29 protein-coding genes and 2 tRNA genes are annotated in these 25315 nt (G+C 59.3%); 12 read left to right on the top strand and 19 right to left on the bottom strand.

What is annotated here, in order from left to right:
• Positions 1–88: 88 nt before the first annotated feature.
• Both mgtE and CFA77_RS03460 read right to left on the bottom strand, forming a co-directional pair.
• Positions 89–1471, bottom strand: a complete 1383-nt coding sequence (gene mgtE, locus CFA77_RS03465; protein ID WP_206992267.1) for a magnesium transporter — start codon at positions 1469–1471, stop codon at positions 89–91.
• 419 nt (positions 1472–1890) lie between these two features.
• Positions 1891–1975: transfer RNA gene (locus tag CFA77_RS03460), tRNA-Leu, on the bottom strand.
• Between the two features lie 85 nt (positions 1976–2060).
• Between CFA77_RS03460 and lipB the strand changes: the two genes are divergently transcribed.
• On the top strand, positions 2061–2759 hold the full coding sequence (lipB, locus tag CFA77_RS03455; protein WP_206993158.1) for a lipoyl(octanoyl) transferase LipB: 699 nt from the start codon (positions 2061–2063) through the stop codon (positions 2757–2759).
• Here the strand turns inward: lipB and CFA77_RS03450 are convergent.
• The 4 genes from CFA77_RS03450 to CFA77_RS03435 all read right to left on the bottom strand — a co-directional run bounded on the left by CFA77_RS03450 (position 2756) and on the right by CFA77_RS03435 (position 6831).
• The gene (locus tag CFA77_RS03450) at positions 2756–3526 is read right to left on the bottom strand and encodes a hypothetical protein (RefSeq protein WP_206992266.1); all 771 of its coding nucleotides are present in this window, start codon (positions 3524–3526) and stop codon (positions 2756–2758) included. The two genes, lipB and CFA77_RS03450, sit on opposite strands and share 4 nt — an antisense overlap.
• 23 nt (positions 3527–3549) lie before the next feature.
• Positions 3550–4065 carry a DUF805 domain-containing protein gene (locus tag CFA77_RS03445; RefSeq protein ID WP_206992265.1) on the bottom strand — a complete coding sequence of 172 codons (516 nt, stop codon included), beginning with the start codon at positions 4063–4065 and terminating at the stop codon, positions 3550–3552.
• Between the two features lie 153 nt (positions 4066–4218).
• Entirely contained in the window at positions 4219–4665 is a 447-nt protein-coding gene (locus CFA77_RS03440) for a DUF805 domain-containing protein (protein ID WP_242517468.1), read from the bottom strand.
• Positions 4666–4827: 162 nt separating this feature from the next.
• Positions 4828–6831 carry an acetyl/propionyl/methylcrotonyl-CoA carboxylase subunit alpha gene (locus CFA77_RS03435; RefSeq protein WP_206992264.1) on the bottom strand — a complete coding sequence of 668 codons (2004 nt, stop codon included), beginning with the start codon at positions 6829–6831 and terminating at the stop codon, positions 4828–4830.
• 143 nt (positions 6832–6974) lie between these two features.
• On the opposite strand from CFA77_RS03435, the gene CFA77_RS03430 reads away from it, so the two are divergent.
• Positions 6975–7952: a hypothetical protein gene (locus CFA77_RS03430; protein WP_206992263.1), complete on the top strand. Its 978-nt coding sequence runs from the start codon at positions 6975–6977 to the stop codon at positions 7950–7952.
• Here CFA77_RS03430 and CFA77_RS03425 read toward each other — a convergent pair.
• Positions 7949–8401, bottom strand: a complete 453-nt coding sequence (locus tag CFA77_RS03425) for an ion channel (protein WP_206992262.1) — start codon at positions 8399–8401, stop codon at positions 7949–7951. The two genes, CFA77_RS03430 and CFA77_RS03425, sit on opposite strands and share 4 nt — an antisense overlap.
• A gap of 16 nt (positions 8402–8417) precedes the next feature.
• On the bottom strand, positions 8418–9359 hold the full coding sequence (locus tag CFA77_RS03420) for a hypothetical protein (protein ID WP_206992261.1): 942 nt from the start codon (positions 9357–9359) through the stop codon (positions 8418–8420).
• Positions 9360–9506: 147 nt separating this feature from the next.
• On the opposite strand from CFA77_RS03420, the gene CFA77_RS03415 reads away from it, so the two are divergent.
• From CFA77_RS03415 to CFA77_RS03405, 3 genes are all read left to right on the top strand, one after another.
• Positions 9507–10322, top strand: coding sequence for an SDR family NAD(P)-dependent oxidoreductase (locus CFA77_RS03415; RefSeq protein ID WP_206992260.1), 816 nt, complete (start codon positions 9507–9509; stop codon positions 10320–10322).
• 172 nt (positions 10323–10494) lie between these two features.
• Positions 10495–11169: a TorF family putative porin gene (locus CFA77_RS03410; RefSeq protein WP_034816626.1), complete on the top strand. Its 675-nt coding sequence runs from the start codon at positions 10495–10497 to the stop codon at positions 11167–11169.
• A 158-nt stretch (positions 11170–11327) separates the two neighbouring features.
• A complete protein-coding gene (locus CFA77_RS03405) occupies positions 11328–13136 on the top strand; it encodes a cation:proton antiporter (RefSeq protein WP_206992259.1) in 1809 nt (602 codons plus the stop codon).
• Between the two features lie 12 nt (positions 13137–13148).
• Here CFA77_RS03405 and CFA77_RS03400 read toward each other — a convergent pair whose 3' ends face one another.
• From CFA77_RS03400 to CFA77_RS03390, 3 genes are all read right to left on the bottom strand, one after another.
• Positions 13149–13685: a phospholipid-binding protein MlaC gene (locus CFA77_RS03400; RefSeq protein ID WP_206992258.1), complete on the bottom strand. Its 537-nt coding sequence runs from the start codon at positions 13683–13685 to the stop codon at positions 13149–13151.
• 37 nt (positions 13686–13722) lie between these two features.
• Positions 13723–13881, bottom strand: coding sequence for a hypothetical protein (locus tag CFA77_RS03395; protein ID WP_206992257.1), 159 nt, complete (start codon positions 13879–13881; stop codon positions 13723–13725).
• 99 nt (positions 13882–13980) lie between these two features.
• A tRNA-Leu gene (locus CFA77_RS03390) sits at positions 13981–14067 on the bottom strand.
• An 85-nt stretch (positions 14068–14152) separates the two neighbouring features.
• On the opposite strand from CFA77_RS03390, the gene CFA77_RS03385 reads away from it, so the two are divergent.
• Positions 14153–14608, top strand: coding sequence for a hypothetical protein (locus CFA77_RS03385; RefSeq protein ID WP_206992256.1), 456 nt, complete (start codon positions 14153–14155; stop codon positions 14606–14608).
• On the opposite strand, the gene CFA77_RS03380 is transcribed toward CFA77_RS03385, so the two are convergent.
• The 5 genes from CFA77_RS03380 to CFA77_RS03360 form a co-directional block, all read right to left on the bottom strand.
• Complete coding sequence (locus CFA77_RS03380; RefSeq protein WP_206992255.1) at positions 14605–15816, bottom strand: acetyl-CoA C-acetyltransferase; 1212 nt, start codon at positions 15814–15816, stop codon at positions 14605–14607. The genes CFA77_RS03385 and CFA77_RS03380 overlap by 4 nt on opposite strands.
• Positions 15817–15822: 6 nt before the next feature.
• Positions 15823–16605 (bottom strand): enoyl-CoA hydratase, encoded by a 783-nt coding sequence (locus tag CFA77_RS03375; RefSeq protein WP_206992254.1) that lies wholly within the window; start codon positions 16603–16605, stop codon positions 15823–15825.
• Between the two features lie 86 nt (positions 16606–16691).
• Positions 16692–17177, bottom strand: a complete 486-nt coding sequence (locus CFA77_RS03370) for a hypothetical protein (RefSeq protein WP_206992253.1) — start codon at positions 17175–17177, stop codon at positions 16692–16694.
• Positions 17174–17947, bottom strand: a complete 774-nt coding sequence (locus CFA77_RS03365) for a molybdopterin-binding protein (protein ID WP_034816615.1) — start codon at positions 17945–17947, stop codon at positions 17174–17176. The genes CFA77_RS03370 and CFA77_RS03365 overlap by 4 nt, the downstream gene beginning before the upstream one ends.
• A 23-nt stretch (positions 17948–17970) precedes the next feature.
• Complete coding sequence (locus CFA77_RS03360) at positions 17971–19311, bottom strand: serine hydrolase (protein ID WP_206992252.1); 1341 nt, start codon at positions 19309–19311, stop codon at positions 17971–17973.
• A 126-nt stretch (positions 19312–19437) separates the two neighbouring features.
• On the opposite strand from CFA77_RS03360, the gene CFA77_RS03355 reads away from it, so the two are divergent.
• The 3 genes from CFA77_RS03355 to map all read left to right on the top strand — a co-directional run bounded on the left by CFA77_RS03355 (position 19438) and on the right by map (position 21056).
• Positions 19438–19875, top strand: coding sequence for an OsmC family protein (locus CFA77_RS03355; RefSeq protein WP_206992251.1), 438 nt, complete (start codon positions 19438–19440; stop codon positions 19873–19875).
• 22 nt (positions 19876–19897) lie between these two features.
• The gene (locus CFA77_RS03350; RefSeq protein WP_206992250.1) at positions 19898–20134 is read left to right on the top strand and encodes a hypothetical protein; all 237 of its coding nucleotides are present in this window, start codon (positions 19898–19900) and stop codon (positions 20132–20134) included.
• Positions 20135–20234: 100 nt separating this feature from the next.
• Complete coding sequence (gene map, locus CFA77_RS03345; RefSeq protein WP_206992249.1) at positions 20235–21056, top strand: type I methionyl aminopeptidase; 822 nt, start codon at positions 20235–20237, stop codon at positions 21054–21056.
• 6 nt (positions 21057–21062) lie between these two features.
• On the opposite strand, the gene CFA77_RS03340 is transcribed toward map, so the two are convergent.
• Entirely contained in the window at positions 21063–21686 is a 624-nt protein-coding gene (locus CFA77_RS03340) for a cupin domain-containing protein (RefSeq protein ID WP_206992248.1), read from the bottom strand.
• Positions 21687–21813: 127 nt separating this feature from the next.
• On the opposite strand from CFA77_RS03340, the gene radC reads away from it, so the two are divergent.
• The gene (radC, locus tag CFA77_RS03335; protein WP_206992247.1) at positions 21814–22503 is read left to right on the top strand and encodes a DNA repair protein RadC; all 690 of its coding nucleotides are present in this window, start codon (positions 21814–21816) and stop codon (positions 22501–22503) included.
• Here the strand turns inward: radC and CFA77_RS03330 are convergent, their stop codons facing one another.
• Complete coding sequence (locus CFA77_RS03330; RefSeq protein ID WP_206992246.1) at positions 22504–23085, bottom strand: TetR/AcrR family transcriptional regulator; 582 nt, start codon at positions 23083–23085, stop codon at positions 22504–22506.
• 66 nt (positions 23086–23151) lie between these two features.
• Between CFA77_RS03330 and CFA77_RS03325 the strand changes: the two genes are divergently transcribed.
• Positions 23152–24009: an NAD(P)H-binding protein gene (locus CFA77_RS03325; RefSeq protein ID WP_206992245.1), complete on the top strand. Its 858-nt coding sequence runs from the start codon at positions 23152–23154 to the stop codon at positions 24007–24009.
• A 79-nt stretch (positions 24010–24088) separates the two neighbouring features.
• Positions 24089–24598 (top strand): DUF1772 domain-containing protein, encoded by a 510-nt coding sequence (locus CFA77_RS03320; protein WP_206992244.1) that lies wholly within the window; start codon positions 24089–24091, stop codon positions 24596–24598.
• On the opposite strand, the gene CFA77_RS03315 is transcribed toward CFA77_RS03320, so the two are convergent.
• Positions 24595–25272: a Fe2+-dependent dioxygenase gene (locus CFA77_RS03315; RefSeq protein WP_206992243.1), complete on the bottom strand. Its 678-nt coding sequence runs from the start codon at positions 25270–25272 to the stop codon at positions 24595–24597. The genes CFA77_RS03320 and CFA77_RS03315 overlap by 4 nt on opposite strands.
• Positions 25273–25315 lie beyond the last annotated feature (43 nt).

Raw genomic sequence — 25315 nt, 5'->3', positions numbered from 1 at the left:
GGACAGTTTGACTTTTTACTACGGGCAAGCGCTGCAAATCTCGCGCCCATTCACCCGAGAGGCGAGATTTGGCCAAGAAGTGCCCAAATTACAGGAGCACGAGCGACGCCAGGCCAAGGAAACTGAAAAATGCCATCACATCAGTCAGCGTCAGCACGAAGACCGACGATGCCACTGCAGGGTCAGCACCAAGGCGCTTCAGGCCGAGGGGAACAAGAATGCCCGACAGGCCCGCCCAGATAAACGTCGCCAACATTGCCGCGCCGATCACAAGCGCCAGCTCGACGTCACGGAACCAGACCAGCGAGATCAACCCGACCCCGATGGCAAAGATGACTCCGTTGACGCAACCGCTGAACACTTCCCGGAAGATGGCGCGGCGCGCCGCAGCGCCGTCCAATTGCCGTTCGGCAATGGCGCGCACGGCAACGGCAAGCCCCTGGCTGCCCGCATTACCCCCCAGCGCCGCCACGACCGGCATCAGTACCGCCAATGCCACAACTTGCGCGATGGCCGCCTCGAACAGGGAAATAATGGCGGAAGCAATAAACGCGGTGAACAGGTTAACGCCCAGCCACGGCGCGCGCGCCTTAACCGTATCCCAGACCGTATCGGCACCGTCCGCCGAGGTCACGTTGAGCAGGGAGAGCAGGTCTTCGGCGTTCTCTTCCTGCATGACATCGACCATGTCATCGACCGTGATCATGCCGACGAGGCGGTCGCCTTCATCCGTCACAGGCGCCGCAGCCAGCGAGTATTTGCGGAACTGGAAGGCCACTTCTTCCTGGTCCATCTCCGGCTTCAGAGAGGACAATGCGTCTTCCATGATGTCCGACAATTGCACATCTCGCGGCGTGCGCAGCAGCGTCGCCAGCGAAACGATTCCCAGCAGGCGATGGCCCGGATCGATCACGTAGAGTTCGTAGAAGACTTCCGGCAATTCCTCGCCGAGCTCCCGCGCATGGTCGATCGCATGGCCGACCGTCCAGTATTCCGGCGCGGCCACAAACTCCGTCTGCATGAGACGGCCGGCAGTGTCTTCCTCATAGGAGAGCCCCCGCTCCAGCTGGGCTCTGTCCACCGGGGCAAGGTCGTCCAGGATACGCTCACGGCGGTCATCTTCGAGGTCTTCGAGAATGGTCGTCGCATCATCGGAATCGAGTTCGTCGAGCGCGCTTGCCACCGCCGCGTCCGGCAGCACTTCGACCGCCTCTTCGCGATAGGAATCGCGCAGTTCGATCAGGATGTCCGCTGGCAGCTCGCCGCCAAGCAGTTCTACCGCTTCAGAGAAGGTATCAAAGGACAAAGCCTCCAGCGCATCGGCGGCGTCGGCCGGATGCATGCGCTGGAGCGTCCGCGCCAGCCAGCGCGTATCCTTTTCATCGACCGCATCGATGATATCTTCCAGCAGATCCGGATCGACGTTGGGCGTCTCAGCGGTCTGGGCAGGCTGAACGGACGTTTCTGTCATGGCGCCTCTTTGCCGGGGTTACGTGGCGTCGGCAAGAACCGAATACGTTGAGCTAGCCGGGATTCGCAGGAATCTCACAGCGTGCCCGCAGTGATTGTGGCGGGTGTTGATGCGGGTGTGGGTCTTTGATTTCACTCATTCACTAAAATCGATCCTCGATCGATTTTTGGCGCAACGCGCCACCGTGGCAGCCTTGAGCAGTGTCCAACGCGGAATGAAATGTAGCGGGGATGAGTCTTTGATTTCATTCATTCACTAAAATCGATCCTCGATCGATTTTTGGCGCAACGCGCCACCGTGGCAGCCTTGAGCAGCGTCCAACGCGGAATGAAATGTAGCGGGGATGAGTCTTTGATTCCATTCATTCACTAAAATCGATCCTCGATCGATTTTTGGCGCAACGCGCCACCGTGAATGAATGGTGCGGTCAAGAGGACTCGAACCTCCACGGGTTGCCCCACAGCGACCTCAACGCTGCGCGTCTACCAATTCCGCCATGACCGCACTGGTCTTCATTGAGGCAGACGGGCCGTATAAGGCGACACCAGCACTTTGTGAAGCCCTGAATGTCGCCTATATGCCCCCGGTGATGCAGAAATTCCCCGACACAGAATGGGCCGTTTCAGACCGCCTGGTTCCTTATAAGGATGCGGTCCGATTCATGGAGGCGCGCGCCCGCGCGATCCGGGAGGATGGCGCGCCGGAACTGGTCTGGTTCCTGGAGCATCCACCGCTTTACACGTCAGGCACTTCTGCCAAGCCGGACGACCTGCGTGACCCGGCCCGCTTCCCTGTCTTTGATGCCGGGCGCGGCGGCCAGTATACATATCATGGCCCCGGCCAGCGGGTTGCCTATGTGATGCTGGATGTTGCCCTGCGGGGGCGGGACGTGCGCGCCTTTGTGCAAAATCTGGAGACCTGGATCATCAAGGCGCTTGCCGCTTTCAATGTCGAGGCGGGCCCGCGTGACGGCCGCGTCGGCGTATGGGTTGATCGCACGAAAGCCGGCGGGACACTGCGCGAAGACAAGATTGCCGCCATCGGTGTACGCCTCAAGAAATGGGTCAGCTTCCACGGTATTTCATTGAATGTGGAACCAGACCTCGAACATTTCTCTGGCATCACACCCTGCGGGATCGCAGACCCGCGCTATGGCGTGACCAGCCTGGTCGATCTCGGAATCCCTGCCGCAATGGATGATGTCGACCTGGCCCTGAAAGATGCTTTCGAGACCGTATTCGAAAGTCGGCTGGTACGCGCTCCCGATCCGATCAGAGAACCTGTCTAGGCTGTTTCGTAAGCTTTCAGGCGCTGTTCTTCCTGGGTCAGATCACTGCCTGTGCGAAACGGGCCAGCGCCACCATTCGGCAGGCGCGCAACATGCAGCAAGGTCCACAACATGACGAAAAAGGACGAGAGCGCCCAAAGCGGCATGGCCAGGCCCATGCCGCCGCCCATTGCCATCTGCATCTCTGTCGGTGGCGGTCCATCCGGACGGCGCGGGCCACGCGCTTCCTGCGGTGCCGCAGCATCTGTCTCTGCCGCCTCCCCGCCCTCTGCGGCGACAGTCTGTGCCTGAGCCGCCTTTGCCTGCTGGGCCTGATACTGCGCAGATCCTGACACCACACCTCCGGCAAATCCGAGCAAGCCAAGGAAGAGTGGGACAAGCACGATGGCGGCCTTCAGCGTCGAGCGGTTCGCTTCCGCAAAGCGGCGCACATGCGCCACCCATGATGTGAACTCCGTGATGATCGTGAAGAAGAAGAACGGCAACAACAGCGCTGGCAGCGGAATGCCGACTGATTTGACCGGCTGCCACGCGCCTGACATGTCGGCGCCCGCAAGACCGGCAATGAAGGCAACAAAGACCGGCACGATGAATAGCAGCACCCGCCCCATGAACATGAAGGTCCACGCCCGGCTGAAATGCAGCTTTCCGGTCATGCCCATCGGGTTGAACAGGGTCTGAAACCAGTCCATCCGGGCCGGGTCGTCCCGCTCATCCCTGATCCAGGGGCGATGCGCATCGATGGGGGTCATTGTGTGATGGGTCATGCCGGCAGGGTCCTCTGGAGTGGTCAGGAATAGGTGTTGGACATTGGGGTGCCGGATGTCGGCGGGCCATACCGGTTCGTTTCCAGATCGGTAGGCAGGCGCGCGGCGATGAAGCCGAGCAATGCGGTCGTCAGCAGGAAGCTGGCTAGCGAGGTCAGGGCGGTCAGCCGCTCGAATTCCTGAATGTTCTCAGTCAACGCATCCATCGCGCCGGACAGGTCGCTCCCGAATTGGGCATACATCTCGAACGCGACCGGTGACAGGATGGGCATCAACAGAGCGCTCACGATGCTGCCCACGATCCCGTAGCCAGCCAGGAACAGAAGATAGAACCAGCCCGAATGGCCAGCATCGTGCAGTCGCTTGGAGAACAGGCAGACATACACATAGACCATCGGATAAACGAGAATACCGAATATGGGCGAGATGAACGTGTTTGCCACTTGCACGATCATGAAGGCGGCCGTGATCACTGTCAGACCGCGCAGGAATGTGCGCGACCCGATACGGCCTTTTGACGACAAGAGGACATATCTCATGTCCATAAGATTTCAGTCTCCTCGATCCGGGTCCTCACACGGCAGGGCCATGTCGAACACTACGCGTCCTTATCAATAAACGATAAACTCTTGCAACAAAAAAGAGCCGGACGACTGTCCGGCTCCTCTGGATTTCGATTGCTGCGCCAGCGCCTACACGAAGGTGTCTGCGGTACCAGCCATCGGATTTTTCGGGTCTGGTCCATACTTGTTCGGGCCAACCGTTCCGGGGATACAGGCAATTACAATCTGGGCAATCGTTGCCAGGAAATTGATGAATGGGATGAAGCCGGCAATCACGAGACCGAGATAAATCCAGCCAGTCTGGTTGATATCGTGAAGACGGCGGATGAAGAGTGCGATGCTCGGAATGATCACGGCAAGGCCATACAAACCCATCAGCGCGAAGAAGATCATGCCGATCGGATTCATTTCACCGGTTTCGAAATTGCCGCCGAGGCCGAATGCGAGGGCCGCCAAGACCCCGAACACGATCAAATTGAAGAGTACGACCCACCAGTATTCCGAGCGGCGTGAGCGACCCTGAAAATCCACATAGCGGGAAAAGAACATTTTTACTGCATCTGGAAAACTGACCATCTCGGCCCCCTTTGAATTGCTTTCACCATGAAAGGCCGGTGCACTTTCGGTGCATCAGCGGCAAGGTCAAGGGATGACTCGTTAATCTCCCCCTGCCCCATGAGGCGGGATTCCGCGTCGATTTGGTTAGAGCAGGGTTAATAGTTCAGGCGTGAGCCGACCTTAGCCGAACTCCACCATGATCTCGTCGGCGGCCACACTGTCGCCAGCGCCGACATTGATGGCCTTCACAGTGCCATTGGCTTCGGCGCGGATGATGTTCTGCATCTTCATCGCCTCGACCACGCAGACCGCTTCGCCTTCCTGCACTTCCTGTCCAAGCTCGACATCCATCGAAACGACAAGGCCCGGCATGGGGGAAATGATCAGCTTGGACGTATCCGGCTTTTCCTTTTCCGGCAGGCGAGCGTGCAAATCGGCCACGTTCGGCGTGCAGACCAGCGCGCGCAGGGCAACGCCGCGATGACGGAACAGATAGCCTTCGGTCCGGTCAGCAAACTTCACGGCAAAGGGCTGCCCATCTAGCAGGCCTTCGACCAGATGCTGGCCCGGATACCAACCGGTGACCAGCGTGTGCGTCTTGCCCCCATTGATGGTGATCTCGGCTTCGCCATCGTCGCCGAGGTCCAATGTGACGGGGTGATGCTTGTCGCCCAGAATGACAATCCAGTCGCGGCGCGCATCCGGCGTCGGAGACATGCGACCGCTCGTATCGGCAGCGCGGCGCGAGAAGAAGCCGTGCACATAGGCCGCAGAACAGATCAGCTGGATTTCCTGCGCTTCGGTCGGCTCCACGCCGTCAAAGCCGTCCGGGAATTCGTCCTTGATATAAGCGGTCGTGATATTGCCAGAGCGGAACCGCTCTTCGTCGATGACGGCCGCGATGAAGGGCATGTTGTCCTGGATGCCTTCAATATGGAACCGGTCCAGCGCCTCGCCATGCACGTCGAGCGCGATGTCGCGATCCTTGCCGTGCGTGATCAGCTTGGCGATCATCGGGTCATAATACATGGAGATTTCGTCGCCCTCGCGGACGCCGGAATCCATACGCACCTCACCGCCAGCCAGCGCGCCTTCTGATGGCGCGTGGAAACGCTTCAGGCGACCAATCGATGGCAGGAAGTTGCGATACGGGTCTTCGGCATAGACGCGGCTTTCCACGGCCCAGCCATTGATCTTGATATCGGACTGTTTGAGCTTCAGCGTCTCGCCATAAGCGACCCGCAGCATCTGTTCGACCAGATCAACACCGGTGATCATCTCGGTCACCGGATGCTCCACTTGGAGACGCGTGTTCATTTCAAGGAAGTAGAAGCCCTTGTCGGCGCCAGACGCCACGAATTCCACGGTGCCGGCGCTGTCATAGTTCACGGCCTTGGCCAGGGCCACGGCTTGTTCGCCCATCTTCTTGCGGGTTTCCGGGTCGAGCAGCGGCGATGGCGCTTCCTCGATGACTTTCTGATTGCGGCGCTGGATCGAGCATTCGCGCTCAACGAGGTAGATACAATTGCCATGCTTGTCGCCAAGCACCTGGATCTCGATATGGCGCGGCTCAAGAATGAACTTCTCGATAAAGACACGGTCGTCCCCGAAGGACGCTTTCGCCTCGGCCTTCACGGCCGGGAAGCCCTCTTCGACTTCCTTGTCATTGGCCGCGACCCGGATGCCCTTGCCGCCCCCGCCCGCGGACGCCTTGATCATGACCGGATAACCGATTTCCTTGGAAATCTTCACCGCTTCCTTGGTGTCTTCGATCAGACCCATATGGCCTGGCACGGTCGACACGCCGGCCTCGGCAGCCAGCTTCTTGGAGCTGATCTTGTCGCCCATCGCTTCAATGGCGTAGGCGTTCGGGCCGATCCAGCCGATCCCCTCTTCTTCAAGCCGTTTGGCGAACACAGGGTTTTCTGACAGGAAACCGAAGCCAGGATGGATCGCCTCTGCACCGGTCTGGCGAACCGCATCAATGATCTTGTCGGCAACCAGATAAGATTCTGACGCAGGTGACGCACCAATATAGACAGTCTCGTCGGCCATCTCGACGGCCATGGAATCCGCATCGGCGTCTGAATAGACCACCACTGTCTGTACGCCCAGCCGTCGACAGGTCTTGATGACCCGAACTGCAATTTCCCCCCGGTTGGCGATCAGAATCTTTTTGAACATGCTGCCTCGATCCAATGTAAAGTCTTTCAGCGACTGCACTAAGCCGCCCGAAAGCCGATGTCCACAATTCCCATAGGGGAAGTCGGTTGCCACGATGCCGCAGATATGTTAGTAAGCGCTCACTATTTATGGAGATAGTTCTCATGTCCCGGATCATACTCGACCTCGATGCCCTGCTGGCCAATGGCCAGATCGACTCCTCCGAAGCCGCGCGCTTGCAGGGTTTCGCCCTGCCTGATCGCAGGAATGGTGTGCTGATAAACATTCTGCTGATTTTCGGAGCCATCTCGGTCGCCGGCGGCACGATCGCACTTGTGCCGAACGCCATAACCGGTCTCGTTCTGGCACTTGTCGCGTTGGGCGGCGCGGAATTCCTGCGCCGCAGCGCACGTGGAAATTCCCTGAAAACCCTCGGCATGGCGCTAACGCTTATGGGTACACTTGGCGTGGCAGGCTGGATCGGATGGGAATTCCGGGAAGTGGATGATGGCACGGTGCCCACCGTACTGATCGCACTGGTCATGACCGCGGCAGCGCTGTGGTTCCGTTCGGCACTTCTGGCAGCGTTTGCAGTCTTGTCCCTCGGTGCCATTCTTGGTTCTGGCACAGGCTACTGGCATGCCAGCTACGCCCTGTTCGTCGAAGAACCGACCATCACGATCCTTGTCTTCGGCCTGCTCGCCCTGGGTCTCTATCGTGCCCGCAATACCCTGTCAGACGCATGGAACAATCTGGTCACCGTCGCAGCACGCACGGCCATGTTCATGGTAAATTTTGCCTTTTGGGTGGGTTCGCTCTGGGGTGACCGGATTGGCGAACACTGGTTTGCGCCGCAGCGCTGGTCGGACCGGTCGGAATGGCGTGAAGCTGCCATTGCCATCCCCGACCATGTCTTCACCTTGGGCTGGATTGGCGCGCTCGTCGCCATGATCTTTACGGCACGCCGGAACAGCTTCCTGTCGATAACCTCAATCGTGTTCCTGACGATCCATGGCTACACGCAATATTTCGAGTATCTCGGCGCGAAACCGGAAACGCTGGTGATTGGCGGACTGGTTCTGGTGGGCCTGGCCGTAGCCGGGGCGCGCTTCTTCATGAAGCAGGACGTGGAACCGGCCTAGTCCTTGTCATCCAACTGCTCGATGCGCGCCTCGAAGTTGCGCACCCGAGCAGAAATCGAGACAAGGAATGCCGTCGACCAGCCGAGCAGCAGGAAACCAATGACGGATTCTGCTGCCGCCAGCATGCGCCAGTCCTTGTCGATCAGCACATCGCCATATCCCACTGTGGAAAAGGTCGAGGTAGAAAAATAGACGGCTGTTTCGACATCCGGAAACGTACCCAGCGCCAGATAGGTCAGCGTGAACACCCAGATCTCGATCGAATGGATGGCAAACAGGCTGAGCAGGACAAAGAAGATGGCGAGCCCCTGCCCGACCACGGTCGACAGGTTCACGTGCGGCACGTCGCGCTTGCGGATCACCGCAGACAGGGCCACCAGTCCCGCGAAGTGGATGGCAAACGTAATCGCCACCAGCGCTCCCGCCACAATCAGATTGAGCAAGAGCATGGCGAAATCCTCCGTTTTAGCGTGCCGCGACGACCAATCCGGCCAGCAAACCTGGCGCTTCACGGTTGAGGAAGTCAACCAGGGTATTGCTCGCCGTGGTGACCGGGTTCGGTGGCGGGCTCTTGCGCCACCAGCCAGTACGAGGTGGCGGCTGGGCAGGCTTTGATTTCGCGGCGAGGCTGGCAGTTCGGCGGGCCAGGCTCGCCCTTTCCGCTTCCCTACCCATTTGCTCGAACCAGCTTCCCTTGTCGAATCCCAGCGCAAGACACCCGACAAACTTGCCGGGATTGGGATCGTTCGGGTCAAGCCAATGCTTGCGGTTGAGCGCATGGCGTTCCGTGTGGGGATTGGGATGCGCGCGGGCGACCAAATGGTTCCCGATGGCCCGTGCAAACAGGAAGTTCCACGACGGGTCGTTCTCGCTGCCCTCTATGCTCTCCTGTGTGTGGAAGAGGATCGCTGCCTCAGCCCGGCTGACCCAGGGCGCATGCTCCGGGCCCGAAAGCAGAAGCGTTTCAGCGACGTTCCCCACGGATGTTGCATCTGCCTGATTATCCAGGATCATCTGGTCGCATAAATGGGATAACACAATCAAACCGAACCCATCCGGCGTCCCGCTGGCTTTGCGCAGCAGCCGCATGAACAGGCCTGCCAGATTGCGATTGCGCAGCCTGTCCCCGATCGCGACCCGCTCCTGTAGCCAATCGAGATTGGCTGGCGTCAACGCCCCATTGGCGGTATCGCGGGCAAGCACATAACGCGCCATCACCCGAACAAACCGGCTGTCCCAGTCAGGGTCCGCTCCCCTCATTCGCGCATTGAAGTCGAACAGAGCCTGAGCCTCGGCATCAGATTGCGGCCCGCGTGAGCACATTTCCTGCGCGACCTGCCGCATATCCTCGCGTGATCGTCGCGAGACGGCCTGAATGCGTTGAATGATACTGGCCGACCTGACCATGGGTTGCTGTCTCCGGTATAGGCAGCGACGGGTACCAATGACGGGTTTCAGCTTTCTTGACCAATTCGGTGAAACCTGTTGCCACCATTGTTCAACGCCCCGTACATTCCAGCCCAGACACATATGAAAATTACGGGAGAAAACGCGATGACACAGCCAAAAGACCTCGCCGGGCGCAAGGCGATCGTAACCGGTTCAGCCACAGGATTGGGACGGTCAATCGCCTTGAAACTTGCCGAGCGCGGCGCTGATGTGATCATCAATTGCGCCAGATCCGTCGCGGAGGGCGAAGCGACCGCAGCGGACTGTCAGGCGCTCGGTTCGCAGTCGCGCCTTGTTCAGGCTGACGTGTCGACGGATGAAGGCTGTCGTAAACTGGCCGAGGCTGCGGCCCAGGCCGGGCGGCTGGACATTCTCGTCAACAATGCCGGCACGACCAAACACGCGCGCGACCATTCCGATCTGGACGCCCTGACCCGCGAAGACTTCCTGGACCTCTACGCAGTCAATGTCGCCGGTCCCTTTCTGATGATGCAGGCCTGCAAACCCCTGCTCATTGAAAGTCACCGTCAAACTGGTCGCGCCGCTGCTGTGCTGAACACATCCTCCATCGCGGGTGTTACGGGTATCGGCTCATCGGTGGCCTATGCGGCGACCAAGGGCGCGCTCAACACGATGACCCTGTCGCTGGCCCGCGCACTGGCCCCGGAGATTCGGGTAAATGCGATTTGTCCGGGCTTTATCGGCACGCGCTGGTTCAAGGACAAGATGGATGAAGAGCAGTATCAGCGCATGGAAGCCTCCGTTGCGGCCGCGACACCGCTCAACGTGGCCAGCGGGCCCGACGATATTGCAGATTCGGCCCTTTTCTTCCTGACCGATGCCTCTCGACACGTGACGGGAGAGACGCTTTTGGTCGATGCTGGCACACATCTTGGGTACGCGCCGTTGACCGCACGGTGACCAAAACCAGAGCGCACAAGCCTAAGGCATTGTCGCGCCTGCGTGCACAAAATTCTGGCGTTCCGGTTGCCGTCCCGCAACCTCCATATTTTTGTTTCTGATCCCGGATAAAGCCGCGTCATCGTGGTTTTGGCGCTGGCAACAGCGCGATTCAACAACGGGGTACTAAAACATGAAACAACAGCTTTTCCGCGCAGGGGTAGCACTTGCAGCAATGCTGGCAGTGGCTGGCACGGCAGCTGCCGAGGGAGAATGGTCCGGTAACGTCGCTCTCAGCACAGACTATGTCTGGCGTGGCGTCTCCCAGTCCAATGAGGACATGGCCATCTCCGGCGGCTTCGACTATGCGAACGGTATATTCTATGCGGGTACATGGGCATCGAATATCGACTTCGAAGACGGTTCTGACTCCAATGTAGAGCTCGACCTCTACGCCGGCGTCGCCAGCGAATTCTCGAACGGCGTCTCCTGGGATCTCGGCGTCATCTATTATTCCTATCCGGACTCGGATGATGAAGACCTCGACTTCGTCGAACTGCAGGCCGCTCTGGGTTATGCTTTCGAAGGCGGAGTTGAAGTAGGCGGCGCCGTCTACTGGGATCCAGACAATGAGAGCGTCTATGTTGAAGGCTCTGCGGGGTATGCCTTCACCGACGCTTTCGCAGCTGACGTATCCGTCGGCAACTACTCCTTCGATGGTGGCGGCGACTACACCAACTGGTCGCTTGGTGGCACCTACTCGCTGCCAATCGGCATCGATGTGGACCTGCGTTACTGGGATACCGACATCGACGGTACGGACATCGCCGACGAGCGCATTGTCCTGACTCTCGCAAAGAGCCTCTAGCGCTCGGATATTCTTCACAAACTGTGCGCGAGACATTGCCCTCCTTCGCGTGCAGTCTGGTGAAGGCCGCCGGTTCCCTCGAGAGCTGGCGGCCTTTATTTTTGCGCAATCCTCCTTAAGTTGGGAGTTCGACTCCACCCAGAAGAAAGAGCTCCCCCATGGCCGCTGAAATGAGCCCTGCCGACGCCGTGGGCGCGCTCGTTCCCGCAATCACCCTGTTGGGGTTCGGCGCGGCAGCCGCCCTGGTGTCCCGGGCGCTCAATCTCAGCCCCATCGTTGGCTACCTCCTCGCGGGAATTCTGATCGGTCCGGGCATGCTGAACCTGATCCATGAGAGTGGCGGCACGCATTTGCTGGCCGAGCTCGGCGTGGTCTTCCTGCTCTTCGATATCGGCATGCATGTCTCGCTCCGCGAACTGAAAGAAAGCCGTGGTGACCTGCTCGGCCTTGCCCCTGTCCATCTGTTGCTGACAGGCCTGATCAGTGCAGGCGCGCTCTATATGCTGGGCATATCCTGGCCGATTGCGATCGCGGTAGGCCTCAGTCTTGGCCTTTCGTCTACAGCGGTCGTTGCGCGGATCCTGACAGAGCGCGAGCAGAACTCGTGTCCGATCGGGCGCACGGCCACACATGTCCTGATCTTTCAGGATATTGTCGCCATCTTCCTGATGATCTTCGCCACGTCGCTTGGGGAAGGAGAGACCGCCGCCGGCCTTGCGGGCCTTCTGTCAGAATATCTCCTGAATGGCGGTGCAGTCCCGCTGGCGGCTGGATTGTTGCTGGCCTTTGTGCAGGCCCTGATCGCTTTCGGCGCAGCCATGCTGTTTTCACGCTACCTGCTGAACCCGGTTTTCCGGACGCTGGCAGCCACCCGCAATGACGAAGCCTTTACGGCTTTCACACTGCTGCTTGTGCTGGCGGCCGCCTGCGCGACTGCCATGATCGGACTTTCGCTGACCCTGGGCGCATTCCTGGCAGGCCTGGCCGTGTCCGGCACACCGTTTCGCCACCAGGTGCAAACGGAAATGGGACCATTTCGCGGGCTGCTCCTGTCCTTCTTTTTCATCAGTGTCGGCCTGTCGATTGACTTGCCGGGCCTGCTGAGAAACCTGCCGCTCGTCGTGATCGGCGCGTTTGGCATCCTGACGGTCAAGACTGCGCTCGGCTATATCGCCGCCCGCATGAATGGCTGGAGTGTGCCCGGCGCTACCCAGCTCGCTACATTGTTGGCACAGGGGTCGGAATTCACACTCGTCATCCTCTCATTGGCCTCAATCACTGCCAATATGCCCCCTGCCCTCATGGGCAGCCTGATCGCCGCCATTGCACTCTCTCTGGCGCTGGCACCGAGTTGGGCCATGCTCGGAGGCAAGCTCTCGCGCGAATTGGCGCGGCGCAAGCAGGTCACGATGGAAACATCAGGCGAACCTGCTGGCGAGCGGCCTGTCATCGTCATTGGCATGTCTGCCGCCGGGCGACTGGCCGTCGACGCTCTGATCGACTTTGACATCCCCTATATCGCGACTGACGGAGATCCCGACCGCTTTCTGTCTGCGGTCGCAGATGGATACAATGTCTCGTTCGGAGATGCCGCCAACATGAAGCTGATCGAAGCTGTGGGGGGCAGCAATGCGCGCGCGGTCGTGCTTGGAAAAGCGCGTTATGAAGTGTCCAAGGAAGTCACGCCCAGCATCAATCGCCGCTTCCCAGACCTGGTCCGACTCGTGGCTGTCGAAACCATCCATGATCTCGACCGATATCTCGAACTGAACATACGCGCGCACCTCGTGGCTGGAGAGCCCAAGGGAATTGAGATGGTCGCGGATATGCTGAGAGTCCTGGGCGTACCCGACAAAGAACTGGCAGATTGGCTCAGCCGCGAGGCCGACCTGTTCACGATCGGCGACGCGTCAGACCGTCAGGACAAGTCCGATGAGGAAGAAGCTGTGGTCGACGAAGCCGCCTGACCAGATTCCAGGTCAGGAATTGAGGGCGTTGATCGCATCATCAATCGTGGCGCGCGGACGGTCCATGATAGCCGCGATCTGGGCACGCTGTTCGATGGCGAGCCACAGGCCCAGCACTTCGACATCCACGACACGCCAGTCGCCATTCTTTTCAATAACACGCCAGCGCACTGTCTGAGGCGCCTCGCCGGGGCGAACGACTCGCGTTTCCACGATGGAATCTGTCGGCGTGCGATCCTTTGATCCGGTAACCGTGATCTCTGCATCGCGGAATTTTTCACGCTGGTCTTCGAAGCTGCTCAACAGATAGGTTTCGAAGGCGTCCGCGAACCTGCTGCGTTCCTGATCCGTGACGCGGCGGGCATATTTCCCGAGGGTGAAATTGGCGACTGTATCCAGGTCCATGGACTGGCGCAGCGTCTCGCGGCCCTTCTGAGGGTCGGCAATATGCTTTGCGGCGCCTTCGATTACGGCCTCCGCTTCCGGGCCGGCGAAGGCAGGCAGGGCCATCAGGCCGAGGGCAGTGGAGGCAATAAGGGCGCGAAACATGAGGGCTTGTCCTTGTGAATTCTCTGCGTGTTGCCCTCTAGATATGATCGAGATTGTCCTTTTGTTCCCCGAAAGCCGAAATAGGCTCTATGCGTTTTGGGAATGAAACCGGTGCTGCAGGCGTCGGCAGGCAGGCCCCCGACAGGCGCAGGACCTGTAGTTTCGGGCGGCGGCAGGACAGAATGGCTGGGTACATGTCATTTCTCCTCTTGGGCGAGAAACATGCAAGCCGTGTACCAAGGACGCGACCTGCGCGTTCTGTCTCGATCATAAGAGTCGACCAAACATGATGGCATGGTGCGGGCGGCCGGGCTCGAACCGGCAAGGCCTTGCGGCCGAGGGATTTTAAGTCCCTTGCGTATACCAATTTCGCCACGCCCGCATGGCCGATGCTGGACATAACGGTATTTTACGGGGGATGCTAGATTTCATCGTTGAAACCAGCAGAAAGAAGGACGACCTGCGCGTTGAAAAACAGCCTCCCGACACTCTGGTTCATCTCGGCTGCTCTGATGATAGTGACGGCCACAGCCATTCCTGCGTTTATCGAGCCAGACATGAGCAGGTTCGCCAGAACCGCTATGCTGGCATCCACCCTGCCGCAAGGCGTCCTGTCAGGATTGTCTGCGGTGGCGTTTGGTCTCGTGCATTTGCTCATCCTGCGGGTCCGGCCTTCAACGGCGGCCAGCGTATTTGGCGCGCTTCACCTCGGTGCAGCGCTGTTCGGTCACGCCGCGCAAATCAACGGACAAGTTCTACGGCAGCAGGTCATCCTCGGAACGCATGATGTCAGCAGTACGGCTCAGACAATGGGAATGGTCCATATTGCCAGCACCCTGTGTTATCTGCTCGGCGTCGTCTTCTTCATTATCGCGGTGGCCGTTGCGCTGAACACACGGCCACCGGCTGAAGATGTGTTCTAGCTGACCCGCTCGAACACGGCTGCGAGCCCCTGCCCGCCCCCGATGCACATGGTCTCCAAGCCATAGCGCGCCTCGCGGCGCTCCATTTCCCGGAGCATCGTGGTCAGGATGCGCACGCCGGTCGCGCCGACCGGATGTCCGAGCGAGATGCCGGAGCCGTTCACGTTCAGCCGCTCCATGTCGTCCTCGGAGAATTCAAGCGCCTTGGTGCAGGCAAGCACCTGCGCCGCGAAGGCTTCATTCAGCTCGATGACGTCGATGTCCTTCAGTTCAAGACCTGCCGTCTTGAGGGCCTTCTGGCTGGACGGCACCGGCCCAATTCCCATGACTTCAGGCCCAACGCCTGCAACCGACCATGAAACCAATCGCCCAAGCGGCTTGAGGCCATGTTTCTCTGCCGCCTCGCGCGTACAGACGATGCAGGCTGCCGCGCCATCATTCTGGCCGGACGCATTGCCAGCGGTCACCGTCGACTGATCGTCCACCTTGCCCCGGATCGCGCGCAGCGTGGACAGCTTCTCCAGAGAGGAATCCGGGCGAATGTGCTCATCCTGGTCCACGACCGTATCGGCCTTGCGACCTTTCACGGTGTACGGAATGATCTCCTCAGAGAACTTGCCCGACTTCTGGGCCGCAGCCGCTTTCATGTGCGAATTGTAAGCGAACTGATCCTGCGCGTCGCGCGTGATCTGATAATCACGGCGCAAATTCTCCGCCGTCTCGATCATGCCACCCGGCACGGGATGGTTCTTGCCGCCGGCTGTATAGCGACCGCGTGACAGGCCATCATGCAGCATCAGGCCGTCGCCCTTGATGTTCCACCGCATATCGATGGAGAAGAAGGGCGCATTCGACATGCTCTCCGCCCCGCCCGCGATGACAACGTCATTTGCGCCGGTTGCCACCTGCATCACGGCATTGATCACCGCCTGCAGGCCGGAGCCACAGCGCCGGTCGATCTGGTAGCCACCGGTCGAAGTTGTTAGCCCGGCATCCAGTGCCACCATGCGCCCAAAGGCCGGGGCTTCCATGGTCGGATAACATTGCGCGAAGATACAGTCTTCCACCGCCTCGGCGGGCAGCTTTGTCTTTACCATCAGCTCACGGATTACATGTGATGCCATCTCGTGCGCATGCACGGTCTTGAAGGCGCCGCCAAAGCCGCCAACGGCGGTGCGGACGGGTTCGCAAATGACTACGTCTCTCATGGTGCTCTACTCCTGCTGGTCCCGGCCACGCGCGGTGACCTGTTTGCGAGCCTCTTCCACAGCGTCTGCCGTCACAGATTCGGCATGAGCAATGGAGCGTTTGACTTCTTCCTTCATCGCGGCGGCGAAATTCATGCCATAGCCATCATCGATCAGCGCCTTGTATTGCTTGAGCAGGTCCGGCTGGGAACTGCACATGTCGTGCGCCAGCTTCATGGCAGCCGGCACGAGTTCGTCGGATTCGTAAACACGGTTCACAAGTCCCCAACGTTCCGCGGTGTGGGCATCGAGGAAGTTACCGGAGAAAGACAGCTCCTTGGCTCGGCTGATACCAATCATGCGCGACAGCTTCTGTGAGAGGCCCCAGCCCGGCACGATGCCGACGCGGGCATGTGTATCGGCAAACTTGGCATGTTCAGAGGCCAGCAGCACGTCGCACATCAGCGCCAGTTCGAACCCGCCGGTGATTGCAAAGCCGTTGATCGCGCCGATGATTGGCCAGGGATAATCGGCCAGTGCGCGCGCCATATCTATGGACTTGGAATCTTCGTCAGCGCCCAGGGCGAAACCGGTCTGGCCGGCCTCCTTCAGGTCGATCCCGGCGGTGAAGGCCCGCCCGGCACCAGTCAGCACAACCGCGCGGACATCCTTGTTCTCTTTCAGCTCGTTGAAGACGCTGACGATCTCGGCGCGCAGGGCTCGGTTCAGCGCATTCAGCGCGTCGGGCCGGTTCAGTGTTACGAGCGCAACCGGTCCGTCCAATTCGACCTTTACGATGTCTTCCGCCATGGGATCCTCCAATTTTCCTGTTTGCCTCTCTTAGCGAGGACAAGCGGGGAGGACCATGCTTGACGTTAGGGCGGTTTTGGAAGGGATCAGGCCCGGCGCTTGCGAACCAGATTCACAATGCCGATCACGAGAGCAATCACGGCGATTCCGGCCGCAAGGAAGAACAGGCCAAATTTGAGGGGCGTCAGCCACGCCTTGGCATCAAGCGCGTCGACCCATCCCGCCAAGGCCAGCACCTGAACCATGTTCTCAGTCAGGTCGGCGATCACGACCCCGAACGCTGGTAGCGCTGCGTACTTTCCCATGCCGCCAAAGAAGCGCAGGGCCAGTCCGCCGAGGAAGCCCCCATAAGCCAGGGGATACGCCGTATCCAGCAACACCGTCACCCAGGCATGGGCGGCACGTTGGGCGTCACTCATCGTGGCGATGATCGTTCGACTCATCTCCGGATCGGAGGTCATGTCGAGAAATGCCCCGCCCACCATTGGCCGACACAGACCGAAGCCTGCACCAATCACCAGCATCGAAACGAAGCTGATAAGGATCGCGGGGGTGCGCGCCAGAAAACTCATGCGTTTGCGTCCTCGACCCGCTCCGGCTGGACGCCCGTCGCAGAGATGATCGCTTCCAGCTTGTCAGTAATCATGGGGATAAGGCTTTCCTGTATCGTGCTGGCAACCAGGTGGACACCATTGTCACCAATGCCACGAAACCAGGGATAGGAACCGAGTGCGACGTCCGGCATCTCCTTGGCCAGCACGCCCAGCGGTTCGGCAATGTCACCTTCGCGCAAGCCCCTGCCCCGTATCGTGACCTTGTGAATGACTGCGCCTGTCTCCAGCCTCGGCCCGATATCTTCCAGCATGCCGCGCGCAACCGACGGAACACCCGCCAGGGTAAAGACATTCCCGGTCTGGAAGCCCGGCGCCCCGGACACGGGATTGGCCACGATCTGGGCGCCATGCGGAATACGCGCCATGCGCCGACGGGCTGGCGTGTAGTCTGTGCCCATTGCCTCATAGCGTTGGGCCAGCATAGCCGTGACTTCGGGATGTTCTGAAATCTCCACCCCGAACGCCTTGGCGATGGCATCAGCCGTGATGTCATCATGTGTCGGACCAATGCCGCCCGTTGTGAAGACATAGGTGTATTTTGCGCGCAGCGAATTCACGGCCTCGACAATCTCGTCTTCCACGTCGGGCACGATCCGGGTCTCCCGGACGGGAATACCGAGCGGCGCAAGATAGGAAGCAATCTGTTGCAGATTGATGTCGCGCGTCCGACCGGAGAGCAACTCGTCCCCGATCAGGAGGACGGCTGCCGTGGGAGATTCTTTTGTCATAAAGACACTTTGCCCAGACTGGCTTATTCTTCAAGCGCCTCATAGACGAGCCGCATCGATTCCTCACGAAAACCCGCCGGCTCCCCGGGTCGTGCGCCGAAGCGCTGGATCATGCCGATAAAGAATAGATCATTCTCCGGATCGATCCAGAACCATGTCCCAGCAGCTCCGCCCCAATAATAAGTGCCGGTACCGGCTGGGCTGTCCATGGCGACCGGATCAGAAATGATGGCGAAGTCGATGCCGAAATCGCGACGCTTCGGCGTGAAGACACTTCGCTGCGTGCCATCAAATTCCACGCCTGCATTTGGCGGCAACTGGTTTGTCCGCATCAGGGCCACCGTGTCCTCCTGCAGAATACGATGGCCGTCCAGCATGCCACCATTGAGCATCATCTGGCAGAACCGGGCATAGTCGTCGATCGTGGACACGAGCCCGCCGCCCCCCGATTCGAAGGCGATGGTGGACTGCCTGAACTGAACAGTCTCGGTGTAGAATGGCTCGAACCGATCCCGCTCGGAGGCATAATACACGACGTCGGATAGCCGATCATACTCCGCTTCGGGAACATAAAATCCGGTATCATCCATGCCCAGCGGCGTGAGGACATTTTCCTTGAGGTATTCGCCAAGAGACAATCCCGAGAATTTTTCTACCAGGTAACCCTGAATGTCGACCGAGACCGAATAGTACCAGATTTGCCCCGGCTCATGCAGCAAGGGGATACCTGCGACCTTGTCGATGAAGGTCTGCGGGTCAGGCGATTTGAGAACATTCTGCTCCCGAAACTGGGCATTGGCATAATCATCTCCACCAAGGCCGTAAGCGAAACCGGCCGAGTGACTCATCAGTTCCCGCATGGTCGCGGGGCGCGATGGGTCTTTCAGGATCGGTGTTCCGTCTTCATGCTCGCCCGCCAGCACTTTCAGCGCTTCAAATTCAGGGATGTATTTTGTGATCGGATCGTCGAGGTCAAACTTGCCATCTTCATGGAGCTGCATCAGGGCAACGCCTGTGATCGGCTTGGTCATGGAATAGATCCGGTACAGCGTGCCCGGTTGCACGGGTGTCGATGTTTCAACATCCCTCACACCGTACTGACCATAATGAGCAACCTCACCATCTTTAACGAGCAGGGCCTGAAGGCCCACGACATGCCCGTCCGAGACGAACTTCTGCAGGCGTTCGTCGAGCGCATGCAGTCCATCCGAGTTGAACGCCGTGGCGGACCCGGCAGGAGCGAGAGGCGGCCAGTCTGCTACCTCATTCTGTTCCGCCATTGCGGGCAGCGCCGCGAGAGACAGCGCCGTCAAGGCGAAGGCAAACCCGGTGAGACACCGACGACAGGCTTCCAATTTGAGCATTGCGCGCATTCCTTTTCTTCCCGCAGGACCAGACCATGACCAATGCATTTAGGAGAGACAAGCGGGAACGTATTGAGGCTGCGCGCATTGCATTTTTCAATACCCAATTGATTGAAAGGACACGCCATGAAACGTCATGCAACAGCCCATTGGTCCGGAAACCTCGCGGACGGCAAAGGCTCGCTCACGACGCAGAGCGGCGCGCTGTCCGATCACGCCTACTCCTTCAAGGCGCGATTTGAAGATGAGAGCGGCACGTCGGGTACTAATCCGGAAGAATTGCTCGCCGCCGCACATGCGGGCTGTTTCACCATGCAGCTCTCCCACCTGCTGGCCGAGAACGGAACACCTGCCACCGACCTGGATACGAAATGCATCGTGTCGGTCGTGCCGAAAGAGGGTGGCGGATTCGAAATCACGCGCAGCGCCTTGACGCTTACGGCCGTGGTTGAAGGCATCGAACAGGATGATTTTGACGCCATCGCCGAGAAGGCCAAGAACGGCTGCCCGATGTCGGTCGCCCTCGGCGCCATCGACATCACGCTTGGCACCCAGCTCCAGTAACCCTTTCAGAGGATCAAGACCCATGGCACCGGAACTCTTATATGGCGTAGGCGCGCTGCTCTTGCTGATCGCCCTGATCTGGGGGGTCAGCCGGGGCCGACTGAAATCCCGCACCGCGGAAGCGGTCAGCGAGGAAGGCACGCGCGAGATTTACCAGGAGCCCGGACGGTTTAATGACGAGCGGCGCGAAGAACTGAAACGCGCTGCAGAGTCTGCCGAAGCGGCCGCTGAAAAGCGCGACAAGACGGATGGGGCCTGAGTCTGATACTGTTTGGCAGGCCTGAAGGTGGAACTTAGCCGGGCAAATTGCTATCTAGGGGGCAGATACAGGTATTTCCGCCCCTGAAAGGCCCCGATTGATGACTGACACTTCCCTCCTGCTGCCGATGCGCACGGGCGAAATTCGCATTCACGATGCCGAAGGCTTCGCAGGTATGCGCAAGGCAGGAGGTCTCGTGGCTGAATGCCTCGATATGCTGGTGCCGGAAGTGAAGCCCGGCGTGACCACCGAACATCTCGACAATCTGGTGCGGGAATTCGTCATGGATCATGGCGCAACCTCCGCAACGATCGGCTATCGCGGCTACCGCCATGCCAGTTGCATTTCACTCAACCATGTCATCTGTCACGGTATCCCCAGCGCCAAGCCGCTGAAGGAAGGCGATATTGCCAATATCGACGTCACCCTGATCATTGATGGCTGGCATGGCGACCATTCGCGCATGTATGGCGTCGGCAATGTGAAGCGGAAGGCCGAGCGCCTGATGGATGTGACCTATGATGCGCTCATGGCCGGCATCGCGCAGATCCGCCCCGGCAAGCGCTTTGGCGACATTGGCGGCGCGATCTCCGAAATTGCCCGGCTGAATCGCATGTCGGTCGTAGAGGACTTCTGCGGCCACGGCCTGGGACGCCTGTTCCATGACGAGCCAAACGTCGTCCACTCATCGGATTACAATACCGGCCCGGAACTGAAGCCCGGCATGTTCTTCACGGTCGAGCCGATGCTGAACCTGGGCCGCAAGGACGCTGCGATCCTGCCAGATGGCTGGACGGCCGTGACTCGGGACCGCCAGCTGTCGGCGCAGTACGAACATTCTGTCGGCGTGACCGAGGATGGTGTTGAAATCTTCAGCACATCCCCGAAAGGCTGGCACCAGCCTCACAAGGTCCAGCTTTAGCGGGCGCTATTCTTCGGGCGGCGGCGGCATATAGATTGGCGCGGCTTCCGGAGGCATCTTCTCCATCGCAATCGTGATCCCGTATTCGGCTGCAAGCTGGCCGATTACAGCGCCTGCTGCTTCGGCTGAATCCGGCTTGGCCTCCGCAATGCGCGGACCGGCATCATTCATGAAACCTTCAAAAGACCCACCGGTGGTGGTCATGATCAGCCTCGTGGTCTCATCGCTGCCATTCCAGAACATGTGCGTGTTGCCCCGGTTCAACGCAGCGAAGTCGCCCGGATAAAGCGACAGGATCTCGTCGCCCGACATGACACTGAGCGCACCGGACACGACGTAGAAATACTCATCCTCGCGCGTATGGGTATGTGGCGGTGACCCAGGGCTGCGCGGAGGCAGTTCAAATTCGTATACTGTCACATCGCCCGACGATTCTTCGGACGACAGCAATAGTCGGACAGGATGGAACGGGTTCTCGATGGCCTCCCCTGCTCCCGCAACGACAAGTTTGTCGGGATGCGCGTGAACATGATCTGCTGAAACACCGCGATGGTCATGGTCTTTCGGCTGGGTCATGCAAGCAGACAGCGCCAGCAAGCCAGCGCTGCAAAGCGCGATTTTATTCAACATGTTTCATTCTCCCACGGATTGTCCCTCGGGGAAGTCTATCTGCGACCACACAATTCTCAAGTTCAATCTGGGGCCACGTGATCTAAGTCACTTTATCGAAACGTCATTTCATGGTTTTTCAACCATAATGAGCACGTCCTCCGAAGAACCCCACTGGAAAGGTCATCGCGACCGATTGCGAGGCAAACTGCTGACGCGCGGCGCAACCGCGCTGAGCAATTACGAAGTGCTCGAAGTCTTGCTCATGGCCTTCATCCCGCGCCGGGATGTCAAACCCATCGCGAAAGCGTTGGAAGCCCGCTTTGGCAGTCTGTCGGCCATCCTCGCTGCCCCGACATCCGACCTCATCAAGGTCAACGGTGTCGGCGAGACAGTCGCGGCGTATCTCAAGGCCATTGCGGAACTCAACGCCCGGGCGTCCAGAGAGACGATCCAGAAGAAGCCCGCCATTTCCTCCTGGTCGGCGCTCATCGATTATGTTCGCACCGAACTCCAGCACGAAAAGCGCGAACAGTTCCGCATCCTGTTCCTGGATCGGAAAAACCAGTTGATCGCCGACGAAATCATGGGACATGGCACGGTCGACCATGCGCCCGTCTATACGCGTGAGGTCGCCCGCCGCGCGCTGGAGTTGCATGCATCAGCGCTCATTCTGGTGCACAATCATCCGTCAGGTGACCCCACACCGTCGCGCGCAGACATCGACATTACCCGCGAGATCATTGATGCACTCGATCCATTCGACATCACCGTGCACGATCATCTGATTGCCGGCACGGGCGGCGTCACCAGCCTGAAATCAGCCGGACTGATCTGATCAGGACACCAGACTGTCGCGCGCCATTTTCTGAACAGCCGTAATATAGACGGCCTGCGACCATCCGCATTCGAACCGCAGCTTTTCCCACACTTCGACTGACAACAGCGCCCAGAGCAAATCCGTTGCCTGTTCGACTGAATAGTCGGCCATCAGCCGGTCTGCGGACTTGAGCGCCATCACAGCGGCTTCACATCCATGCCGTACGGCTTGCATTCGGTCATTCCAGGCAGCCGCAGCGGCGTCGTCGGTGTCTCGCATGGCGATCAAGGCGCGTCCCACTCCGTGAATTTCCGGAATATAGTTCCCCCACGCCTCTACCCACAAATCCAGACGGTCCGTTCCTTTGGCCTTACGGCTCGCCGCAAGACGTTCGTCTATGTTTCGGACTTCGTCCATATAGCGCGCCGTCCCGGTCAGCAGGTCCGCGCGTGTCGGGAAATGAAGATAGACGGCCTGGCGGCTGATGCCCGCAGCCTTGGCGATATCGCTCATGCGTACGCCGGACCCGCCAGATTCCTCCAGCAATTTCCATGTAGCGCGCATGATTTTTTCGCGGGTTTCGAGATTCTCACTTGACATGATGTCAATCTATAGGCACTTGACGCCATGTCAACTTTACACCGTGTCAAGCAAAGGAGATTGAACATGACACAGCACCTTCATAACCAGACAACGCATCGCGGGCCTGTGCTCGTATTGGGTGGCACCGGAAAGACCGGTCGTCGGATTGTCGGCCGGTTGCGCGAGCGGGGTATTGATACCCGGGTCGGATCAAGGTCCGGCTCGCCCGCCTTCGATTGGGATGAGCCGTCCGGCTGGGACGCCGTGCTGGCTGGCATGAGCGCGGTATATATCAGCTACACGCCTGACCTCGCCGTGCCTGCCGCCAAGCAAGCGATCCGGCACCTTGTCGAACGCGCAAAAGCGCAGGGCGTGCAGCATCTCGTCCTGCTGTCTGGACGCGGCGAGCCAGACGCCCAGGCCTGCGAGCGCATCGTGCAGGAAAGCGGTCTCGACTGGACCATTGTGCGCGCCAGCTGGTTCAATCAGAATTTCTCCGAAGGCGATTTCCTGCCGCTGGTCCTGTCTGGTGACATCACACTGCCGGCTGGACATGTGCCGGAACCGTTCGTGGATGCCGAGGATATTGCCGACGTGGCCGTCGCGGCTCTCACCGAGACCGGACATATTGGCGAAGTCTACGAAGTGACCGGTCCCCGACTGATGACGTTTGACGAACTGGCCAGCGAATTGTCACGCGCAACCGGCCGCAAGATCAGTTTCGTCCGTGTGCCTGCTAATGAATTTCTTCAAGAGTTTCGCCAGGCTGGCGCTCCGGAAGACATGATCTGGCTGCTCGACTACCTATTCTCCACCATACTTGATGGCCGCAATGCCCAACTCTGTGACGGTGTGGAACGGGCCCTGGGCCGACCGCCAAAGGACTTTTCCGACTTCGCGAACGAAGTCGCCGCCTCCGGGCTCTGGAGCGTCGCTGCGTGAAGCCCGCCTCACTCACCCCGCATGTCCGTAGCTGACTGATCCTCTTCGGCGGGCATGCCACATCCAAGGAATCAAACTCATGACGACCCATCTCTTTGTCTATGCCTGCCTCACCATCGGTCTTTTTACCGCCCTCGTCGGCGGTGTGTTTCAAGCCTTCTCCGATTTCGTAATGGCCGGCCTCATCCGCGCCGCGCCAGCTGGCGGCATCGACTCCATGCAACAGATCAACCGGACAGTGTTTCGCTCGGCATTTCTGGCGATCACGTTGGCATTGGCACCTATCATGCTCGCCGCCTCCCTTTATGCCTGGCAAAGCCTGGAAGGGTCACCAAAGATCCTGATACTGATCGGAACCGCGATCTACATGACGGCCGTGCTCGGGGTCACCATGTTCGGCAACGTTCCGATGAATAAACATCTCGACGGCCTTACGCCTTCTTCGCCGGATGCCGCGATCTATTGGAAGAGGTTCGGTACCGTCTGGACAGGGTGGAACCATGTTCGCACTTTCGGGGCGATTATTGCGGCCATCTGCTTCCTGCTAGCTGCAACTGGCTTGCCCGACACCCTTACTGCCATGACTTAGCTCTGGCCGAACCGGCGCACCAGATTGGAAATACTCTTCGACAGAACCAGCATTTCCGGAGACTGAAGATCCAGCCTGCCCGACAGGCTGGATCGCAGATTCTCAAGGTCAAAGATGATCTCCCGTACCGCCGCATCTGGCACGCTGCTCTCAATCCAGCCAACACAGACGAGCCGCTTGCCGGAAGTCACCGGCGCAACCCGGTGCAGACTGGTCGATGGATAGAGCACCATGTCTCCCGCGTCCAATTTGATGGACTGGGTCATCCCCGCCAGATCGATCTCCAGCTCGCCCCCCTCATAGTCGCCCGGATCGGACAGGAAGAGCGTGAAAGAAAAGTCGGTGCGCAAGCGCGACTCCCCTGCTCCCATGAATGGATTGTCGACATGATGACCGTATCCGCCGCCCTCCTCGGTCCGGCTGACAATCAGTTTCGAGAACTGGCGTGGCTGGGCCGCCGCACGCAGAACAGGGTGTCGCTCCACCTTGGCCTTGAGGAGCTGGCGAACCTGCGCACCGGTACGGGATGTCAGATCTGCTTGCTGGTTGCGCTTGACCGCCCGGGCCATGCCACCGGCCGTTTCTGCGCCATCGCGCCAGCCGAGCGTTGCGACCAGATCGCGGACATCACGCAGGTCGGCCTCATCGAGTACGTTGGAAAGGGTCAAAAGCATGTTGCGCCTACTTGCGAATAATTTGCATTTGCGTCATTCAGCG

It is taken from the genome of Hyphomonas sp. KY3, from assembly GCF_017309975.1.
Classification (GTDB): Bacteria; Pseudomonadota; Alphaproteobacteria; order Caulobacterales; family Hyphomonadaceae; genus Hyphomonas.
The sequence above is the reverse complement of the archived record's forward strand: the minus strand, read 5'-3'. Positions and strand labels throughout refer to the sequence as shown.

Bases quoted from the DNA above. Each gene is read 5' to 3' on its own strand.
- mgtE (WP_206992267.1), bottom strand. From the start codon at position 1,471: ATGACAGAAACGTCCGTTCAGCCTGCCCAGACCGCTGAGACGCCCAAC.
- lipB (WP_206993158.1), top strand. From the start codon at position 2,061: ATGCAGAAATTCCCCGACACAGAATGGGCCGTTTCAGACCGCCTGGTT.
- CFA77_RS03450 (WP_206992266.1), bottom strand. From the start codon at position 3,526: ATGACCCATCACACAATGACCCCCATCGATGCGCATCGCCCCTGGATC.
- CFA77_RS03445 (WP_206992265.1), bottom strand. From the start codon at position 4,065: ATGAGATATGTCCTCTTGTCGTCAAAAGGCCGTATCGGGTCGCGCACA.
- CFA77_RS03440 (WP_242517468.1), bottom strand. From the start codon at position 4,665: ATGGTCAGTTTTCCAGATGCAGTAAAAATGTTCTTTTCCCGCTATGTG.
- CFA77_RS03435 (WP_206992264.1), bottom strand. From the start codon at position 6,831: ATGTTCAAAAAGATTCTGATCGCCAACCGGGGGGAAATTGCAGTTCGG.
- CFA77_RS03430 (WP_206992263.1), top strand. From the start codon at position 6,975: ATGTCCCGGATCATACTCGACCTCGATGCCCTGCTGGCCAATGGCCAG.
- CFA77_RS03425 (WP_206992262.1), bottom strand. From the start codon at position 8,401: ATGCTCTTGCTCAATCTGATTGTGGCGGGAGCGCTGGTGGCGATTACG.
- CFA77_RS03420 (WP_206992261.1), bottom strand. From the start codon at position 9,359: ATGGTCAGGTCGGCCAGTATCATTCAACGCATTCAGGCCGTCTCGCGA.
- CFA77_RS03415 (WP_206992260.1), top strand. From the start codon at position 9,507: ATGACACAGCCAAAAGACCTCGCCGGGCGCAAGGCGATCGTAACCGGT.
- CFA77_RS03410 (WP_034816626.1), top strand. From the start codon at position 10,495: ATGAAACAACAGCTTTTCCGCGCAGGGGTAGCACTTGCAGCAATGCTG.
- CFA77_RS03405 (WP_206992259.1), top strand. From the start codon at position 11,328: ATGGCCGCTGAAATGAGCCCTGCCGACGCCGTGGGCGCGCTCGTTCCC.
- CFA77_RS03400 (WP_206992258.1), bottom strand. From the start codon at position 13,685: ATGTTTCGCGCCCTTATTGCCTCCACTGCCCTCGGCCTGATGGCCCTG.
- CFA77_RS03395 (WP_206992257.1), bottom strand. From the start codon at position 13,881: ATGTACCCAGCCATTCTGTCCTGCCGCCGCCCGAAACTACAGGTCCTG.
- CFA77_RS03380 (WP_206992255.1), bottom strand. From the start codon at position 15,816: ATGAGAGACGTAGTCATTTGCGAACCCGTCCGCACCGCCGTTGGCGGC.
- CFA77_RS03375 (WP_206992254.1), bottom strand. From the start codon at position 16,605: ATGGCGGAAGACATCGTAAAGGTCGAATTGGACGGACCGGTTGCGCTC.
- CFA77_RS03370 (WP_206992253.1), bottom strand. From the start codon at position 17,177: ATGAGTTTTCTGGCGCGCACCCCCGCGATCCTTATCAGCTTCGTTTCG.
- CFA77_RS03365 (WP_034816615.1), bottom strand. From the start codon at position 17,947: ATGACAAAAGAATCTCCCACGGCAGCCGTCCTCCTGATCGGGGACGAG.
- CFA77_RS03360 (WP_206992252.1), bottom strand. From the start codon at position 19,311: ATGCTCAAATTGGAAGCCTGTCGTCGGTGTCTCACCGGGTTTGCCTTC.
- CFA77_RS03355 (WP_206992251.1), top strand. From the start codon at position 19,438: ATGAAACGTCATGCAACAGCCCATTGGTCCGGAAACCTCGCGGACGGC.
- CFA77_RS03350 (WP_206992250.1), top strand. From the start codon at position 19,898: ATGGCACCGGAACTCTTATATGGCGTAGGCGCGCTGCTCTTGCTGATC.
- map (WP_206992249.1), top strand. From the start codon at position 20,235: ATGACTGACACTTCCCTCCTGCTGCCGATGCGCACGGGCGAAATTCGC.
- CFA77_RS03340 (WP_206992248.1), bottom strand. From the start codon at position 21,686: ATGTTGAATAAAATCGCGCTTTGCAGCGCTGGCTTGCTGGCGCTGTCT.
- radC (WP_206992247.1), top strand. From the start codon at position 21,814: ATGAGCACGTCCTCCGAAGAACCCCACTGGAAAGGTCATCGCGACCGA.
- CFA77_RS03330 (WP_206992246.1), bottom strand. From the start codon at position 23,085: ATGTCAAGTGAGAATCTCGAAACCCGCGAAAAAATCATGCGCGCTACA.
- CFA77_RS03325 (WP_206992245.1), top strand. From the start codon at position 23,152: ATGACACAGCACCTTCATAACCAGACAACGCATCGCGGGCCTGTGCTC.
- CFA77_RS03320 (WP_206992244.1), top strand. From the start codon at position 24,089: ATGACGACCCATCTCTTTGTCTATGCCTGCCTCACCATCGGTCTTTTT.
- CFA77_RS03315 (WP_206992243.1), bottom strand. From the start codon at position 25,272: ATGCTTTTGACCCTTTCCAACGTACTCGATGAGGCCGACCTGCGTGAT.